The following is a 13,501-nucleotide window of genomic DNA, read 5'->3' on the forward strand; positions in this document are numbered from 1 at the left end:
CGCTACTCGCCTGCGCAGGGGCCGCCCCGGCCTCATGCTGGAAGGAAACACCCGTGCCCGCTCTCCATGACATCCTCGATAGGTCCTACGACGCTTTCCTTTTCGACATGGACGGAACGCTGCTGAATTCCATTGCCGTCGTCGAACGCGTCTGGAGCGAATGGGCAAGACGCCACGGCTTCGAGCCGGAGGTCTTCCTGAAGACGATCCATGGCATCCGCGCCTCAGACGTGATCCGCGGGCTCGGCCTGCCCGGCGTCGATCCGGCCCATGAGGCGGATCTGCTGCTCGCCGAGGAGATGGAGGATGTCTCCGGCATCGTCGAGATCCCCGGCGCCGTCCGCTTCCTCTCCGCCATCGCTGAGGGCAGATGGGCAATCGTCACCTCGGCGCCGATCGAGCTCGCCAGGCGCCGCATGGCCGCCGCCGGCATCCCGATGCCGAAGGTCATCGTCAGCGGCCAAGAGGTCAAATCAGGCAAGCCCAGCCCCGAAGGTTATCTGCTCGGCGCAAGCCGCCTCGGCGTCGATCCGAAAAAATGCCTGGTCTTCGAAGATGCCGTCGCCGGCATTCTCGCCGGCGAAGCTGCCGGCGCCGGCGTCACCGTCATCACCGAAACCCACGCCACACCCTTCGAAACACCGCATTTTTCGATCGCCAACTACCTGACATGGCAGCCCCGCCAGACCGCCGAAGGCCGGCTGAAGCTCGCGGCGATCTGACCATTCGCGCAAACCGCTCCCTTTTTGTTGGAGGCAAGGTTTTTCCGCTTGCATTGCACGCGCTGAAAAACTAAACGAAGCAAGCCGTTTCGGCAGGTCGGGGCGTAGCGCAGCCCGGTAGCGCACTTGACTGGGGGTCAAGGGGTCGCTGGTTCGAGTCCAGTCGCCCCGACCATTTAAATCATTGAAAACCCTAGTCTTTCCGGAAAAAGTAAAGCCTCGAAAGAGGCAGGTTGCGAAAATTGGGGCCATTCTGGGGCCATGACAGCCACGGCACCCTAGTGACGATTCGGCCCAGCTATGGCATTCTCCGCGACATGCCCACACCGAAGCTTCGCCCCACCCTCGTTGAGAATCCGTACTTCTCCCGCGCCCATCCGCCAGATGTGACGAACCCGCGCACGATTCCCGCGATGATGGACATCCGCGAAAGCGCGATCACGACATTGGCGGCGAGAGGTGTTCTCGATGCTGCTCAGGTGGCCGCCGCGACGCACTTCCGGGCGCGGTGGGAATCGATGGGTGGCAGAGGTGCTTCGGCCATCGATTATGGTCGTGAACATGTCGACGGCGGCAAGGCGCGCGACCCCATCACGGAACGGCAAGTGAATGCGGGCAAGGAGCTGGCCCGATGTCGGGCTCTCCTCGGCGCCCGGATGTACGGCCTCGTTTCCGCCGTCTGCGGCGAGGGGTTTGCACTGACTGAGATTTTCGCGCGAAAACGGGAACGGCTGACTGCGGCGGATTGCCTGCGCATAAGCCTTGACGATCTCGCCGAACTCTGGCGGATGGCAACGCGGCGCTGATGTCCCGCTTTGCCGCAGAGGAATGCCGACCGCGCCGCGCGGCTCGGCCTTATCGCAGCGCGGCGGCTTTTCATCCTCCTTGCCCCTCGGGCACTGCCGGCTCGATTAGCAGGTCCGCGTCAATCTTTAGCGGATCCAAGTACACTGGATGCTCAAGCAAGAGGTCGATGGCGAATCGCAACATGTCCGCCGCCGCCGCACGCTCAGCAGCAAATGGTTCCGCCTCGGGCTCAAGGAGGCGTTTTTTCGGTTTCTTGGTATTCAGCCCGTGGACTATCGCTGACCGAACTTCATAGATTTTCTAAACGCTCGCAACGACGTCTGCTGGTTTTCGCGTTCCACTGAGCCTTGCTAGCGCTCCCGCACGTAAGCGGAGCTTGTAAGAGAGCGCTTGATCTTCTGGTCACCGAGGAGCACTTCAAGGCCTATCGTCGCGTCAAGGATCGCGTCCACGGCGTCGTCGCGCGTCATGCAACTGTTCAGTCGCTTGAGCGCTATCGCGACCCTCTCTTCCCGCCGTCCAAGGATGAGATTGTAGAGCCTCCTAACGTCTTCCAATTCTTGCGAGGCGGAGAAGATGCTCGACCAGCGCGGCTTCGAGCTTCGCGGCGCCTATGTCCAACTGCTTGCGATAGCGCTTCCGCAGCGTCTTCGCGAAGATTTCGATCGGTGCCGCTCCGCAGTCTGGGCAATGCCAGAGATTTCTTGCCATCGTGCGGCCGTTGTGCGCGCCGTTTGCAGTGCAGGCAGTGCCATTCGGCCGACAAGCCGCGGCCCAGGGGTGCTGGGCGGCCCGACCCTCTTTGTCCGGCTGATCGCTCGTCGGACGCCACCACTGTTTTTAAGCCTAAGCGAGGCCACGCCAGTTGGCCTTATCAAGTTGGCGGGCGACGATTTCCAAGGCGCCATTCTGCTGGATGCTTTCCAAGGACGCCTCGCTATAGGCCTTCCCGGCCGCCAGCGAGGCAGCAGGCACCTCGACGGTCATCGAACTGGAGCGGTCCGTGGGGGGGGCAAATTTCGGTTCGCTTGACGCATCTGAAGCCAACGTGACTGGTGGAGGTGTCCTCCGGTTCCGCATGACGGGCGGCGGGACGGTAGCGACGACAGTAGTTCGGCGCGCAGAGATGTGACCCGCCTTTCAGCACCCGTCTTGGGATTCGAACATTCGGTTCGCGGGGATCGAGGCTTGCTTCTCGGTCACCACCACGAGGGTTTTGACGAATGCAACACGATTTGGTCGCGGGTTGAGGATGGCGGGTTGACCAGTAATCTGACGTCCACTCCCAGACGTTGCCGATCATGTCGTGAAGACCATACCCGTTCGCGGGGAAAGACCCAACCGGCGATGTCCTGTCGGCGCCGGGCCGTTTCGTGCTCATTGTGGGAAACGTTCCCTGCCACGTATTGGCCATAAGCTTGCCATCTGGGTTGAATTCGTCGCCCCAGGCGAATTCGGCATCGTCAATCCCGCCACGCGCTGCCAGCTCCCACTCAGCTTCAGTTGGTAGATCCTTGCCAGCCCAATGGGCGTAAGCCAGGGCGTCGCGGTAGGCCACATGAACGACGGGATGGTCGAGCTTCCCACGAATGTCACTGCGACCACCATAGGGGTGTCGCCAGTCTGCGCCGAACTTGAACGACCACCATTGTGTTATGTCGGAGCCGATGACCGCCTTTGGTTGGGTGAACACGAGCGAGCCGGCCCGCAGCATTCCGGGAAGTGCCCCTGGGTAGTCGGCAGCTTTTGGCGTCATTTCCGCGACGGTGACATGTCCGGTGGCTTTGACGAAGGCGGCAAACTGGCGGTTTGTTACTGGCGTCGCGTCGATCCAGAAGCCGTCGACCTTGACCGGATGCGCAGGCGATTCCTCCGGATAGTGCCTGTTCGATCCCATGGTGAACGTCCGTGCAGGCACCCACGCCAGCCCGACAAATGCGGGATCGTATGCATCTGCTGCGCTCATGGCCATGCCCACCTGAATGTCCCTGTGTGTATCTTTATGACATGCGGTTTCTGATCGTGCCTATTGTCCTTTAGGGAGGGTGTTCGCGACGGCTCCGGTGGAATTCGCAATCCCTCACGGGGATTCCCCAAAGGGCAATATCTGCTTACGCTAATACAATGTAGAAAATGGATGGAAGAGTGGGCATGCCCTCTTCGGCAAGTCGAGGGTGACCGCGCGCGCGGATCGAGAGCCGCGTCTCTACCAAAATGATCTGTCGCCGACAAACCCTCTTTTGCTTCGACTCGTCTTTCAACAACCTTGGTCGTCCATGTGGCGACCCCCTGAGGGAGGCATTCGAAATGAGACGGACTACAAAGTTCATAACAGCAGCAATGGCGGTCGCCGGCAGCCTGTTGGCGAGCACGGCGGCAATACATGCGCAGGAGAACAGGAAGCCCAACATCCTGTTCATCATGGGTGACGACATCGGCTGGATGCAGCCGAGCATCTATCATCAGGGCCTGATGGTCGGCGAGACGCCGAACATCGATCGCATCGGCCGGGAGGGTGCGAAATTCATGACCTACTATGCCGAGCAGAGCTGCACGGCTGGTCGTACCGCCTTTATAACCGGCATGCAGCCGGTGCGCGTCGGCATGGTCCTGCCGGAAATTCCCGGAAGCCCGTCCTACCTGCGGGCCGGCACGCCTCACCTCGCCAGATTCCTGAACGACCTCGGCTACTCGACAGGCGAGTTCGGCAAGAACCATCTCGGAGATACCACCGAATCCCTGCCGACGGCACACGGGTTCCAGGAATTTTGGGGCTACCTCTATCACCTCGACGCCATGCAAGGGGTAAGCTTCCCCGATATCAACAAGACCTCAACCGAGCAGGGGATCGCGCCGCCCTGCAGAAACACGCCGATCCCCGGACTTACGCAGGATCCTGCGGCCGTCGATCCTAGAACAACAACGTGCCTTACGCCGCCGCGTCCGATGCTCGCGTGCACATCCTCCGACGGGTCGCCGGCCAACCAGACATGCAAGGACGAAGGCCCTCTGACGCTCGATCGCTCCAAGACGATCGACGAGGAGATTTCAGGCAAAGTCATCGACTTCCTCGACAGGAACGATCCCGAGAAGACCAAGAAGCCGTTTTTTGTCTGGTATAACCCCGCCCGCATGCACATCACCACCGTGTTGCCGGACAAGTACCTGAACATGGTGGGCGAGCCCGGCGGCAAGGACTGGGGCATCAACGAAGCCGGCATGAAACAGATGGACGACAATATCGGCTACGTCTTGAAGAAGCTCGAGGAGATGGGAGAACTCGACAACACCATCGTCGTCTTCACCACCGACAACGGCGCCGAAACGATCACTTTTCCAGATGGCGGCACGACCCCGTTCAAGGGCGGCAAGCTGAGCACCTGGGAAGGCGGCATGCGGGCACCGCTGGTGGTGCGCTGGCCCGGCCACATCGAACCCGGAACGGTCAAGAACGACATCTTCGCCTCGCTTGACTGGCTGCCGACATTGGTCGACATCGCTGGCGGCCCGAAGGGCGAGGGGCTGAAGAAAGAGATCGAAGCGGGCAAGTATCCGGGGATCGTCAAGACCACGCTCGATGGGATCGATCAGCGCGACTTCCTCGAAGGCAAGTCGCCATCCGCGCGAAACTCATTCTTGTACTATTCCGGCAAGGAACCGTCCGCGGTACGTTATAAAAACTGGAAGATGTATTTCGCCATGGTCTCCGACGATCCGGCTGGCTTCATTGCGGGAGTGATGCCGTATTCGTGGACGCAGGTCGTCAACATCAAGCGCGATCCGTTCGAAACCTCGGTCGGACAGCAGATCAAGACACTCTTCGGTATGGGCGGTGCCATCGCATCACCGTCAACTGCCTATGTCTATGACTGGAATATCCTACCCATCGGCCAGCAGTTGTGGCTGAAGCATCTCGAGACCTACCACGACTTCCCGCCGCTTCAAGAACCTGCAAGCTACAATCTGGAGCAAGTGATGCAGCAGGTCCGGGATATGAAGACTGGTCACGACTGACGCGCAGCCGAATAACGCATTTGCAGCGGACGCCACAACGGCGTCCGCTACGTCAGTATGTCCAAAGAGCTGCAGAGGGCCGAACGATGAGCGATGTCATCCAAGCAGGTCGTGACGAAGCACGCTGGCCTCCGGTGATGGCGATCCTGGCGGTGTTCGCCCTTTTGGAGGTGCTGCCGCACCACATCTATGCCATGCCGCGATGGGTGTCATACGCGGTCCTAGTAGCAGCTATCGTTCCAATGATCATGGTGACGATGTCGACCGACAAGGCCATGTGGCTGCGCATTGAGCATGTCGCCGTCATGCTGCTTGCCAGTGTCTACGCAGGCAATACGGCGGCGGAACTCGGAGATATGGTCGGAATCATCACCGTGCATCCGCCCGAGACGCGATCAGTGTCGCTGTTGGCGTCGTCATTTACCATCTGGATCACCAACGTTCTCACCTTTTCGCTGCTCTATTGGCAGATCGACGCGGGCGGCCCCTCGCGCATCGCGCGTGGCATGGCGGGAAAACCCGATTGGCTGTTTCCCCAGGCGTCGGCTCCCGAACTAGCGTCGCCAGACTGGCGGCCGCTCTACATCGATTATCTTTCCCTCGCATTCAATACGGCGACCGCGTTCAGTCCCACCGACGTGCTGCCACTCGCCCGACGTGCGAAGGGGCTGATGATGCTCGAAAGTGCCATTTCATTGCTGACGCTCGTGCTCGTGGCCGCGCGTGCAGTCAATGTCATTCCGTAGCGCCTCGCCGGCGCCGCGGTCGTCCATTCGTGCCGAAAGGATCGAAGGTGCCCGTATGTCAGTGGAAGCCGATCAGCTTTCAACAATGATCAATCACGCGGTCGCGCCGGCGTTCATGCTCAATGGCGTCGCGGCGATGGTGGCGGTTTTGGTCAATCGGATTTCCGGCGTCACCGAGCGGATCAGAAACCTGCGTGAGATCCACGAGAGTGACGTCGCCCGAGCCCCGCTGAAGAGGGGAATCGGGGAGTTGAGGCGGCGTGAGCGCCTATTGAACAGTGCATTGCACCTGGCTGTCCTGTCAGGGATAGGCGTGACGCTCCTACTCCTATTCGGCTTCGTCGTAGCCTTTTTGGGATACCGTCACGAACCAGGCACCGCCGTACTATTTGTTGCGGCACTCTGCTTCCTGGCGGGGTCGCTCGTCCGATTCCTGCAGGACATCCGGCTGTCGCAAGGTGAGCACGACGACCGTCAGTTGCGCTGACCGCCGAATTGCTCAAGGCCCTCTCGCCTTCACTAATCTAAATTAGCGGCGGAAAACGGAACGAGGCATCGGCAGAAATGCTGAAACGGCAGCCGAACGTCCCGAACGAAAATGTCATTTGTTCATGTTGCAGGCGAAGCTATAGCGCCGTCCTTGCAAAGGACGGAGGGCCTCCGACCGCTTTCAGTGCGGTTTCTGAGCGATCGCGATCATCGATTTCGCCAGCAGCGGAATCCTCCCGACATATTCGAAGTCGACGCCTTCGAAGCCTGTTTCGACGAGCAATGTGCTGAGCGTTTCGGGAGACCAGAATTTGATATGGCCATGGTCCTTGAGAGGCATAAAATGGTCGTCCATCTTTCCGCTCACGGCCAGAGCCAGATTTTTCCAGTAGCCGTGGAAAGGCGTCGACATAACCGCGATGCCGCCAGGCTTCACCAGATCATACATGGTGGCCGAGAAAGCCTTGGGATCATAGACATGTTCCACCACTTCAAGACTGATCACCGCGTCGAAGGTCCCATACCGGCTGGAAAGATCTTCGTATCCGGAGCCGATTTCCAGCGGAAGATCGGGGTGGGCCGTTCTCGCCTTCGCGATGCCGTCCTTCGAGGGATCGACGCCGACGACGTCATAGCCTTTTTCCGCGAGCACGGCGGCAGCACCGCCGGTGCCGCAACCGAGGTCGAAGACCGCTGTTTCTCTTGCCTCCTGGAAACTGTTCTCGAGAACATCGACAACGGCCGGCAGAATATAGGAATGGGCGGTCGCCGGCTTGGCGTGTATATAGGTAGTAGCGTCTAGTTCGATAGACATTTTACCTCCTGAAAACCTGAAGAAGTGAGCCGCCGCAATGGTACGGCGGACTTTGACCGGAGTGTGGTGTCGTTGTGGTATTAAGGTGATTAACGCCGAAGGCGTTCACGGGAGGCCAGCCGCCGATTGGCTGTGTCGACCATGCGCGAGACATCCTCCAGTGCGCCCAACGCTCGCCCTGGAGAAGATCCAGAAGCTGATTGACAGGGTGCCAAGAAGATGCTGAAAACGGGCCGCGTTCGGGTCTACCGTATTCCCGTCAGTCAAAGGGCCGCTGCATCGGCTCCGGTCGCTTCGACCATTTAAACTAAATAAAGCGATGAAATACCCTTTGAAGGTGCATCGCAAATAAATCCTTTAGTTCTTTTTGGTACTCCATCAGTTGGGATGGACGGTATTTGCTGATTTTTGTTAAGGTTATACCAAGATTAGAAGTGAATAAACCAATTTTGAATTGAAAAAAACCTGAAACCTCTTCGCATTCTCGCGAACTTGTGTAAATTAACATTATCCCTGTCACAGATAGCCTAGTGCGAGCGCATGGCGGATATGAAGCACAATCTAACTTGCAGGCAGAGCCTCGCCAACGCGTTCCAGGCTCTGTCGGACGAGGCCGTCAAAGCCGGCTGGTCGGAGGGCGATGTCGCCCTCGCGCTCGCCGAACTCGCCGAGGAGCGGGTGATCGAAGTTACCGCCAAGGTGATCATGGAAGGTTCCATTCATCCCCAGCTCATCGCCGCCGGCGGCCGTAGCGGCTAATCGGTCTTAAATCAGCAATCCTGCCGTTTTCGCTGCCGTGACGAAGGAAGCCTGTGCTGCGCGCGGGCTGCGCAGTCCGTCGAGCGCATCCAGGCAGTGCTGGCGCGCAATGCGATAATCGCGCCCACGCTTGCTCGGCCACTTTTTCAGATATTCGACGGCCTCCCAGGCAGTCGAAACGATCAGGCTGCTGTTTGGAGAAAGGACCCTGACGGGGGAGGGAAAGCGTTTTTCACTCACGTCTGCACTCACCGATTCCTGCCACAAAACGCGGTCAAAACGCGCGGGAAAAATTTTTGTTCCATAATTTTGTCTCGCTGAAATTTGCGCAGTTGCTAAAATTCAGGCCCTCGCGCATAATGGCTTTATGACGGTTGCGGAGGGCGGCCGGCGATGCAAGCGTGGATGCGTTTGCCCTCGGAGGATATGCGGCGTGATGTTACGATCATCAATTCATCCGCATGATTTACCGCTATTTTCGGAAGATCTCGATCTGCTTTCGCAGGTGCTCGACAAGGTCTGCGACGAACGCGGCCTCGTCAAAACGACGCCGGAGGCCGAGCGGATCGGTGCGGTCATCATTCAGCTCTACAGGCAGGGCGTGAAGGATGGCGGCAAACTCGCGGATCTTGCAAAAACCTATCTCTAGTTCTGCTCGATCGAGACACCGTTCTTGCCGATGCTCATCTCGATTCCCTGCGGCTTGCTTTCCTCGTGGAAGATATAGGCGCCAAGGCCGATGACGGCGACGACAAGAACGCCGATGATGACGTAGAGACCATTGCTGCGGTTCAAGAGACTGCCCCCGATATGTTATGGGCCCCAATATGTTATGGGACAGCAAAACGCTCGGGCGACCGATTGGTTCCGTCAGTCGTCGTTGGCGGCGTTGAGGTTTTCTGGTCGGATGCCGTCATCGGTAGAGGTGCGGGCGCGCAACCGGATGCCGGGGCCGCCTTCATCCTGATTGCCGCTCGACAGGAAGATGATGCCGTTCGCCTCGAGCGTGCTGCGCACATCGAACAGCGCGTGCGGCTCGCCGGCGAATTCGCCGTTTTCCAGCGCTCTCACGGTCTCGACCGGCAGGCCGCTGGCGGCGGCGAGCTCTTCGATGCTCATTCCGATCATGGCGCGCGCGCCGCGTATCTGCGTTGCTGTTATCATGATGGAAAATCTAGCGCATTTCCAGCGCTTCTCAAGTGGCCACGCTCTCACGCTGGGCGGTTTCGGTGCCTAAGGCACGCGCTCTTCAAACTTCCCTCAATTTTACACCGAATAGATCGTCATGCATGCGCTCGACCGCGATCCCCATTCCTCCCATCAGGGCGGCCCGGTTCCCAAAGCGACTGATCTCGATGCGCGGCGGATAAGGTGTACAACGCGGCAGGAAACCGCGGATGGCGTTTACGAGTTCCGGTCTTGCGCCGATGCTGCCACCGGTGATCACCAGTTCAGGATCGAGGGCCGCTCCGATTGCAGCAATGGCGACTGCGACCAGCCTTGCCGTCTCTTCGATTGCAGCCGCCGCGCTCGTTTCTCCTGCATTAAACGCGGCGAAGAGATCGGCCACGGTGGATGCGTTACGCCCGCCGAAACCGACGTAGCGGCGCAACATCGCGACGCTGCCGACCGCACTCTCAAAGGTTCCAAGCGTAAATCCGCCAGGATCAAAAGCATCTCCGCCGATCGGAAGATAGGCGATTTCGCCGGCCGCCCCACGCGCGCCGCGCAATAGAGCTCCGTTGGCGATGATGCCCATGCCGACACCCGTTCCGAGAGCAACGAAAGCAAAATTGCTGGTTTCGACACCGTGTCCCCGCCATCTCTCCCCTTGCGCGGCCAGGTTGACATCATTTTCAACGATCACGGGTATACCCATTCTGTCGCTGAAGACTTGCCGCAGATTGATTGCGTCGATGCCGGGGATGCTTGGCGCTACATTGATATGTCCGGTGGCCGGATCGAGCACACCGGGACTGCCTAGAACGACGAGACGCAGTTTGTCGGCACTCGTCCCGGCCGCAGACGCGAGTTCCATGATAAGATCGCTGAACTGATTGACGAGATGCATTCCACCGCGCGGGTCGGTGGATACTTTGGTTTCAGCAACCACGTTCCCCAACAGATCGCAAATAGCCGCAGCAATCTTGGTGCTCCCGAGATCGATAGAGACGGCCAGTCCCGCCCTGGCATTGATTTCATAGGTGATCGCATTCCGGCCCGGGCGACCATCAGTCTGCCCGACTGGCTTCAGCCAGCCGTCATCCTCAAGGTCGCGCACGACGTCGGAAATCGTCTGCTTTGATAGGCCGGTTAGCTTGGCAATATCGGCGCGAGAGATCGACCCGTTCGCGAACACGGTTCGGATGACGGCATTGGTTGAAATTTTTCGTGCGATCGGAGTCTGTGCGACAGAAGATGTCATTGCCATCCGGCTAGCTCAGTCCAATTAGTTCGGAGCACATACTTAATGGGGCGATATTGAGTTCGCAACTATCGCGACTAACCGGAATTCAATACATCGAAGAGGGCAATTTGTCTATGTCCTTGACAAATGGGAGGCCAGCTGTAGGCTTTGGATTAACGTGCGATGAAAATGCGCGATGAAATAAAGAGGGTCGAGTAGAGTATGCGCCATACGTATCGTCTGGTTAGCCGTGCACCCGTCAAGATCGCTCGAAGAGGAACTGGCCTAGGCTTACCCGGCTATTTCCTTTCTCGCGTTCCGCCGACTCCTTGAACCTGGCTGCCGGGGATCTGCTCATGATGAAGCCCTCGATTGATGGACAGCTTTCCGCCGAGCAACCTGTTTTACTGCCGACAATGGCACCAGGCCTTCAGGCGGACGTTCATCCAGCCGGGTCCGCTGATCTCGCCTTGTGCGGGGCAGGCAGCTTTGGGCGTGTGAGATTTTCGCCAATCAAGGGCTCTCATACTTATGAGATAGGGCCTTTCCGTGCCTCGGAGAAACCAGGAAATGCTTCAACCCAATCCCTGATCAATCCGCATGGCAAAGGCGACGGAGCCATCTCGCTCGAATTCGGAAAAGCCAAGGTGACGGTAGAAACCCTTGGCGCGTTCGTTGTTTGGGTCGACCCCGAGATGCACGGCTCCGACCCCGTGATTCCGAAGCGCTTGAAGCTCCGTGTCGATCATCCTGCGCCCCCAACCGCTTGCCTGAAGTCCGGGAAGGATGTTGATGTGAAGATGCGCCGGATACTCGTCTTGAAGCCACGCCGTTCCGCTGCGCGGATTTTGAATTCGTTCCATCACGTCGGCGTCGCGCAGACGGGTGGGTGCCAGTCCCGCAACCTGCTGGCGGACGAACGGCCACCAGTTTGTTTGCAAGTCTTTGTCGAATCCGCCGGTGTCCGGCACCCCTACAACGTAGCCGACCGGCCGGCCGTCCTGAACGAGAACAAAGGCAAAGTCTTTGGCGAACTTGAGGTAGGGTACCGACCAGATGTAGCCGGGCAGACGCGGGTCGCTATAAAGCGCGCTGGCATCCTGACCGCCATTCGCGGTTTTCAGGCAGATGTCGAAAAGAGCGTCGATATCCGCTTCAATCGCGGGGCGGATGAAGCAGCTGGTGTCCATCACTTTGCCACCTCCTGCGGGGCGCTTGGTCATTTTAGGTCGCGAGAGGAGCAGATGCATTGACGATTACCTCAGATTCGCCAGCCAGGCAAAGCTCTGGGGGAAGAAAACGTTCGGCCGGTGCTTAGCACAAGGCCTGGGCGGAGAGTGGAGAATAAACCAGATGAGGTGGAGCAGATGAACAGAACCGTGAAATCGATCAGCATACTGCCGGCATACCGATTGAAAGCAGCTGTCGCGCTTGCTGGCGCGGCGCTTTTGAGTTTTGGCCTTTCGGCAGCTGCACGCGCTGACGACCTGGCTGTGTGGGATGACCAAACCTATGAAGGCCAGAGTGCTGTTATAGAGCAGCTTAACAAGGAGTTCGAAGCTGCCCATCCCGGCGTCACGATCAAACGCACCGCCCGCACCTTTGATGACATGAAGTTGACATTGAAGCTTGCGGTTTCGGCAGGTGATGGCCCGGTCATCACGAAGGTCAACCAGGGTGCCGGTGACATGGGGGCGATGGTCAAGGAGGGATTGCTCCTGCCGGTCGACGACTACATCAAACAATATGGCTGGGATAAGCTCCAGTCGGATTCCGTGCTTGCTCGAGACCGCTGGGAGGATGGAAAATTTGGGGTCGGTAAGACCTACGGCATATCGGGCCTCGGCGAGATCGTCGGCCTCTACTACAATAAAAAGATCCTCGGCGATGCGGGAGTAGCGCTGCCGCAAACCTTCGAGGAGCTTCTAGCCGATCTCGACAAGCTGAAGGAAAAGGGCATTCCGCCCTTCATGATGGGCTCGGCAAAGCAGCATCTGGCCTTGCACATGATCGGCGCCATCGACCAAGCACATATCGACGCGAGCAATCGCGCCGAGCTTGACGACCTGATTTACGGCCGGGGCGGCTCCTGGAACACCAAGGGAAACATCGAATCCGCCAAACTCGTGCAGCAGTGGGCACAGGGCGGTTATTTTTTCCCCGGTTTCGAAGGCATCTCGGGTGACGACGCCGTCCAGCTTTTCATTTCCGGGCAGGGCGCGTTCCTTATCTCCGGGACCTGGTATTTCGGTGACATGCAGCACAATCCGGATATCGGCTTCATGGCCATTCCCGCCCCGAAAGGTATTTCCAAGCCCATGAGTGTCGGGGGTGTGGATCTTGCCTGGGCGATAACGAGCCTTGCCAAAACTAAGCCGACACAGGACGTAGCCGGCGCATATATCGACTATATGGTCTCCGAAAAGGCTGCTGAAACCTGGGCCAATGCTGGCTATCTCCCGGCAACTTCGCTCGCGGCTGACGCAAAGCCAAAGCTCACGCCGCTCCTCAGCTCCGGCATCGAAATGTGGAAGACACTCAACGCAAACGACGCTCTCGGCCATTACCCCGATTGGTCGAGCCCAACGATGCTGAAGACTATAGACGACAACACGCCGCTTCTTCTGTCCGGCAATATCACGCCCGAAGCCTTTGTCGATACTATGGACAAGGATTATCAGGCCTACCTGAAGGATAAGAAATAAAGATTGCGGGTGCAGGTCACGGCCGTCCCTTGCGGTCG

Annotated in this window: 16 protein-coding genes and 1 tRNA gene; 10 read left to right on the forward strand and 7 right to left on the reverse strand. The window is 58.6% G+C overall.

Annotated elements, in window-relative coordinates; genetic code table 11:
- Positions 1 to 53 precede the first annotated feature (53 nt).
- The 4 genes from C3Y91_RS26425 to C3Y91_RS38460 all read left to right on the forward strand — a co-directional run bounded on the left by C3Y91_RS26425 (position 54) and on the right by C3Y91_RS38460 (position 1,811).
- Positions 54 to 722: an HAD family hydrolase gene (locus tag C3Y91_RS26425; protein ID WP_018070479.1), complete on the forward strand. Its 669-nt coding sequence runs from the start codon at positions 54 to 56 to the stop codon at positions 720 to 722.
- A gap of 98 nt (positions 723 to 820) precedes the next feature.
- A tRNA-Pro gene (locus tag C3Y91_RS26430) sits at positions 821 to 897 on the forward strand.
- Between the two features lie 106 nt (positions 898 to 1,003).
- Positions 1,004 to 1,528: a hypothetical protein gene (locus tag C3Y91_RS26435; protein ID WP_168576022.1), complete on the forward strand. Its 525-nt coding sequence runs from the start codon at positions 1,004 to 1,006 to the stop codon at positions 1,526 to 1,528.
- Between the two features lie 148 nt (positions 1,529 to 1,676).
- The gene (locus tag C3Y91_RS38460) at positions 1,677 to 1,811 is read left to right on the forward strand and encodes a hypothetical protein (protein WP_281033877.1); all 135 of its coding nucleotides are present in this window, start codon (positions 1,677 to 1,679) and stop codon (positions 1,809 to 1,811) included.
- A 655-nt stretch (positions 1,812 to 2,466) separates the two neighbouring features.
- On the opposite strand, the gene C3Y91_RS26440 is transcribed toward C3Y91_RS38460, so the two are convergent.
- Positions 2,467 to 3,501, reverse strand: a complete 1,035-nt coding sequence (locus tag C3Y91_RS26440; protein ID WP_425523619.1) for a formylglycine-generating enzyme family protein — start codon at positions 3,499 to 3,501, stop codon at positions 2,467 to 2,469.
- A 368-nt stretch (positions 3,502 to 3,869) separates the two neighbouring features.
- On the opposite strand from C3Y91_RS26440, the gene C3Y91_RS26445 reads away from it, so the two are divergent.
- The 3 genes from C3Y91_RS26445 (at position 3,870) to C3Y91_RS26455 (ending at position 6,776) form a co-directional block, all read left to right on the forward strand.
- Entirely contained in the window at positions 3,870 to 5,543 is a 1,674-nt protein-coding gene (locus C3Y91_RS26445; protein WP_168576040.1) for an arylsulfatase, read from the forward strand.
- Positions 5,544 to 5,629: 86 nt separating this feature from the next.
- Positions 5,630 to 6,289, forward strand: coding sequence for a hypothetical protein (locus tag C3Y91_RS26450; RefSeq protein WP_168576023.1), 660 nt, complete (start codon positions 5,630 to 5,632; stop codon positions 6,287 to 6,289).
- A 55-nt stretch (positions 6,290 to 6,344) separates the two neighbouring features.
- Positions 6,345 to 6,776 (forward strand): DUF2721 domain-containing protein, encoded by a 432-nt coding sequence (locus C3Y91_RS26455; RefSeq protein WP_024321145.1) that lies wholly within the window; start codon positions 6,345 to 6,347, stop codon positions 6,774 to 6,776.
- Between the two features lie 183 nt (positions 6,777 to 6,959).
- Here C3Y91_RS26455 and C3Y91_RS26460 read toward each other — a convergent pair whose 3' ends face one another.
- Entirely contained in the window at positions 6,960 to 7,592 is a 633-nt protein-coding gene (locus tag C3Y91_RS26460; RefSeq protein WP_024321144.1) for a class I SAM-dependent methyltransferase, read from the reverse strand.
- A gap of 540 nt (positions 7,593 to 8,132) precedes the next feature.
- On the opposite strand from C3Y91_RS26460, the gene C3Y91_RS26465 reads away from it, so the two are divergent.
- Positions 8,133 to 8,351, forward strand: coding sequence for a hypothetical protein (locus C3Y91_RS26465; RefSeq protein WP_018069421.1), 219 nt, complete (start codon positions 8,133 to 8,135; stop codon positions 8,349 to 8,351).
- A gap of 6 nt (positions 8,352 to 8,357) precedes the next feature.
- Here C3Y91_RS26465 and C3Y91_RS26470 read toward each other — a convergent pair whose 3' ends face one another.
- A complete protein-coding gene (locus C3Y91_RS26470; protein WP_026170692.1) occupies positions 8,358 to 8,591 on the reverse strand; it encodes a DUF982 domain-containing protein in 234 nt (77 codons plus the stop codon).
- A 196-nt stretch (positions 8,592 to 8,787) separates the two neighbouring features.
- On the opposite strand from C3Y91_RS26470, the gene C3Y91_RS26475 reads away from it, so the two are divergent.
- Positions 8,788 to 9,000 (forward strand): hypothetical protein, encoded by a 213-nt coding sequence (locus C3Y91_RS26475; protein ID WP_003558379.1) that lies wholly within the window; start codon positions 8,788 to 8,790, stop codon positions 8,998 to 9,000.
- On the opposite strand, the gene C3Y91_RS26480 is transcribed toward C3Y91_RS26475, so the two are convergent.
- The 4 genes from C3Y91_RS26480 to C3Y91_RS26500 all read right to left on the reverse strand — a co-directional run bounded on the left by C3Y91_RS26480 (position 8,997) and on the right by C3Y91_RS26500 (position 11,948).
- Positions 8,997 to 9,146 (reverse strand): hypothetical protein, encoded by a 150-nt coding sequence (locus C3Y91_RS26480; RefSeq protein ID WP_012756918.1) that lies wholly within the window; start codon positions 9,144 to 9,146, stop codon positions 8,997 to 8,999. The two genes, C3Y91_RS26475 and C3Y91_RS26480, sit on opposite strands and share 4 nt — an antisense overlap.
- A gap of 75 nt (positions 9,147 to 9,221) precedes the next feature.
- Positions 9,222 to 9,515 carry a helix-turn-helix domain-containing protein gene (locus C3Y91_RS26485; protein ID WP_018069424.1) on the reverse strand — a complete coding sequence of 98 codons (294 nt, stop codon included), beginning with the start codon at positions 9,513 to 9,515 and terminating at the stop codon, positions 9,222 to 9,224.
- Between the two features lie 85 nt (positions 9,516 to 9,600).
- Positions 9,601 to 10,782: an ROK family transcriptional regulator gene (locus tag C3Y91_RS26490; protein ID WP_018069425.1), complete on the reverse strand. Its 1,182-nt coding sequence runs from the start codon at positions 10,780 to 10,782 to the stop codon at positions 9,601 to 9,603.
- A 551-nt stretch (positions 10,783 to 11,333) separates the two neighbouring features.
- Complete coding sequence (locus C3Y91_RS26500; protein ID WP_020397376.1) at positions 11,334 to 11,948, reverse strand: GNAT family N-acetyltransferase; 615 nt, start codon at positions 11,946 to 11,948, stop codon at positions 11,334 to 11,336.
- Positions 11,949 to 12,125: 177 nt separating this feature from the next.
- Here C3Y91_RS26500 and C3Y91_RS26505 point away from each other — a divergent pair, with 177 nt between their 5' ends.
- On the forward strand, positions 12,126 to 13,463 hold the full coding sequence (locus C3Y91_RS26505; protein ID WP_018069427.1) for an extracellular solute-binding protein: 1,338 nt from the start codon (positions 12,126 to 12,128) through the stop codon (positions 13,461 to 13,463).
- Positions 13,464 to 13,501: the final 38 nt, after the last annotated feature.

Source organism: Rhizobium ruizarguesonis, assembly GCF_012349115.1.
GTDB lineage: Bacteria > Pseudomonadota > Alphaproteobacteria > Rhizobiales > Rhizobiaceae > Rhizobium > Rhizobium ruizarguesonis.

Coding starts and splice junctions, on each gene's coding strand:
- C3Y91_RS38460 (WP_281033877.1), top strand. CDS start 1,677: ATGCTCAAGCAAGAGGTCGATGGCGAATCGCAACATGTCCGCCGCCGC.
- C3Y91_RS26440 (WP_425523619.1), bottom strand. CDS start 3,501: ATGGCCATGAGCGCAGCAGATGCATACGATCCCGCATTTGTCGGGCTG.
- C3Y91_RS26445 (WP_168576040.1), top strand. CDS start 3,870: ATGGCGGTCGCCGGCAGCCTGTTGGCGAGCACGGCGGCAATACATGCG.
- C3Y91_RS26450 (WP_168576023.1), top strand. CDS start 5,630: ATGAGCGATGTCATCCAAGCAGGTCGTGACGAAGCACGCTGGCCTCCG.
- C3Y91_RS26455 (WP_024321145.1), top strand. CDS start 6,345: ATGTCAGTGGAAGCCGATCAGCTTTCAACAATGATCAATCACGCGGTC.
- C3Y91_RS26460 (WP_024321144.1), bottom strand. CDS start 7,592: ATGTCTATCGAACTAGACGCTACTACCTATATACACGCCAAGCCGGCG.
- C3Y91_RS26465 (WP_018069421.1), top strand. CDS start 8,133: ATGGCGGATATGAAGCACAATCTAACTTGCAGGCAGAGCCTCGCCAAC.
- C3Y91_RS26475 (WP_003558379.1), top strand. CDS start 8,788: ATGTTACGATCATCAATTCATCCGCATGATTTACCGCTATTTTCGGAA.
- C3Y91_RS26485 (WP_018069424.1), bottom strand. CDS start 9,515: ATGATAACAGCAACGCAGATACGCGGCGCGCGCGCCATGATCGGAATG.
- C3Y91_RS26490 (WP_018069425.1), bottom strand. CDS start 10,782: ATGGCAATGACATCTTCTGTCGCACAGACTCCGATCGCACGAAAAATT.
- C3Y91_RS26500 (WP_020397376.1), bottom strand. CDS start 11,948: ATGGACACCAGCTGCTTCATCCGCCCCGCGATTGAAGCGGATATCGAC.
- C3Y91_RS26505 (WP_018069427.1), top strand. CDS start 12,126: ATGAACAGAACCGTGAAATCGATCAGCATACTGCCGGCATACCGATTG.